Raw genomic sequence first — 1,964 nt, forward strand, 5'->3', positions numbered from 1 at the left:
GGCACTGCCCGCCGCGCCGGCGCCGGACGACCTCGCCGACAGCCGGACCACCGGCGGGCTCCCCAAACGCAGGCGCAGGGACGTCGCCCCACCCGACGACCGCGCGAACGTCGCCGACACCCCGGGCAGGCCGGAACTCGCCGCCGCCTGGCACAGCGGTTCCCGACACGGCCGCGCCGCGGCCGCGCAATCGACGGAAGGGCAGGACATCCGATGAGCACTCCCCTCGCAGACAGCACCAACCGGCTCGCCTGGTTACTCGACGATCTCGAGCTCGACGGTGTGCGCTTCGCGGTGCTGCTGTCCGATGACGGACTGCGCCTGGCCCATTCCGCCGGCATCACCCGCGACGAGGCCGAGCGATTCGCGGCCGCCGCGTCGGGGCTGCGGTCACTGGGCAAGGCGCTCGGCGAGTTCTGCGGCACGGCCGGGAATCCCGTGCGCCAGAACATGACCGAGTACGAGGAAGGCATGGTGCTGATCACCGCGGGTGGCGCGGGTACCCTGCTCGGGGTCGCGACGACCAGCGACGTCGACCTCGCCCTGGTCGCGCACCGGATGAACGAACTGGCGGCACGGGTCGGGCGCGAGCTGGGGACGGCACCGCGGCGCAACGATCGGTCTCCCGCGTGACGGCCGACCCGACCCCCCTGCGCGTGCCATCGAGAGGAGAACACGCCGTGCCGCTCGACCTTCCGCTCGACCTCGATCCCACCCGCTGCCCGGTGTCACCGGACTCGCGGGACGGCCAGGATCGCGTGCCGTTGTACTCCCCGGAATTCGCCGCCGACCCGCAGAGCGCCTATCGCGCCATGCGGCATCGCTACGGGTCGCTGGTGCCGGTCGACCTGGTGCCCGGAGTCCCGGCCACCCTCGTGATCGGATATCGCACGGCGGTCCAGATCCTCAACGATCCCGACCATTTCCCGGCCGATCCGCGGATGTGGCAGCGCGACATCCCCGTGGACTGCCCGGTGTATCCGATGATGCGGTACCGCCCCAACGCGATTCGCACCAGCGGGGCCGAACACGTCCGGTATCGGCAGGTGACCGTGGCCGGTCTGGCCGGCGTCGACCTGTACCGGCTGCATCGCACCGTGGAGCAGATCGCGATGCCGGTGATCAACGGCTTCTGCGCCGACGGCACGGCGGATCTGCTGAGCCAGTATGCCTTTCCGGTGATCTTCGCGACGATCAACGCCATGCTCGGCGTGCCCGAGGAGATCGGCGGGCGGGTCGCCACCGGCATGGCGCAGATGTTCGAGGGCGGTGACACCGCGGTGCGCGGCGCGCAGATGCTCGAGGACGCGCTCTACGACCTGGTCCGGCTCAAGCAGGCCACCCCGGGCGACGACATCACCACCCGGCTCGTGCAGCACCCGCAGCAGCTCAACGACGAAGAGCTGATGAACCAGCTGCTGACGATGTACGGCGCGGGCATCGAGCCGATGCTCAACCTGGTGCTCAACACGATCCGGCTGATGCTCACCGATCACCGCTTCGCGGGCAGCCTGTTGGGCGGCAGCCTGTCCACCCGCGACGCGCTCGACGAAGTGCTCTACACCGATCCGCCGATGGCCAACTTCTGCACCACCTACCCGCGCCAGCCGATCCTGGTCGACGACGTGTGGCTGCCCGCCCATCAGCCGGTGGTGATCAGCATGGCCGCCTGCAACAACGATCCCTCGATCGGCAGCGGCGACTTCCTGGACAACCGGGCGCATCTGGCGTGGAGCACGGGCCCGCACGGCTGCCCGGCCAAGTCCCCCGCCTACCTGATCGCGCAGGAGGCGATCGATCAGCTGCTCGACGCGCTGCCCGAGCTGGAACTGGCGGTACCGGAGGCCGAATTGGTCTGGCGGCCCGGGCCTTTCCACCGCGCGCTGGCGGCACTGCCGGTGCGGTTCCCGAGGACGCCACCGCTCGCGGCGCCGACGCGATGAGCGTGGTCCCTGCTCGGCCGG

General features: G+C 70.6%; 2 protein-coding genes and 1 pseudogene. All 3 read left to right on the forward strand.

What is annotated here, in order from left to right:
* Positions 1-217: pseudogene (locus V8688_RS17650) on the forward strand (sensor histidine kinase); the annotation flags it as partial.
* Entirely contained in the window at positions 214-633 is a 420-nt protein-coding gene (locus V8688_RS17655) for a roadblock/LC7 domain-containing protein (RefSeq protein ID WP_218717877.1), read from the forward strand. The pseudogene V8688_RS17650 and the gene V8688_RS17655, both read left to right, overlap by 4 nt.
* A gap of 92 nt (positions 634-725) precedes the next feature.
* Positions 726-1,943 (forward strand): cytochrome P450, encoded by a 1,218-nt coding sequence (locus V8688_RS17660; RefSeq protein ID WP_316574185.1) that lies wholly within the window; start codon positions 726-728, stop codon positions 1,941-1,943.
* Positions 1,944-1,964 lie beyond the last annotated feature (21 nt).

It is taken from the genome of Nocardia sp. No.11, from assembly GCF_038752175.1.
GTDB classification, from domain to species: Bacteria; Actinomycetota; Actinomycetes; order Mycobacteriales; family Mycobacteriaceae; genus Nocardia; species Nocardia canadensis.

What these genes read in the sequence shown, in the direction of transcription:
- V8688_RS17655 (WP_218717877.1), top strand. Translation starts at nt 214, where the DNA reads ATGAGCACTCCCCTCGCAGACAGCACCAACCGGCTCGCCTGGTTACTC.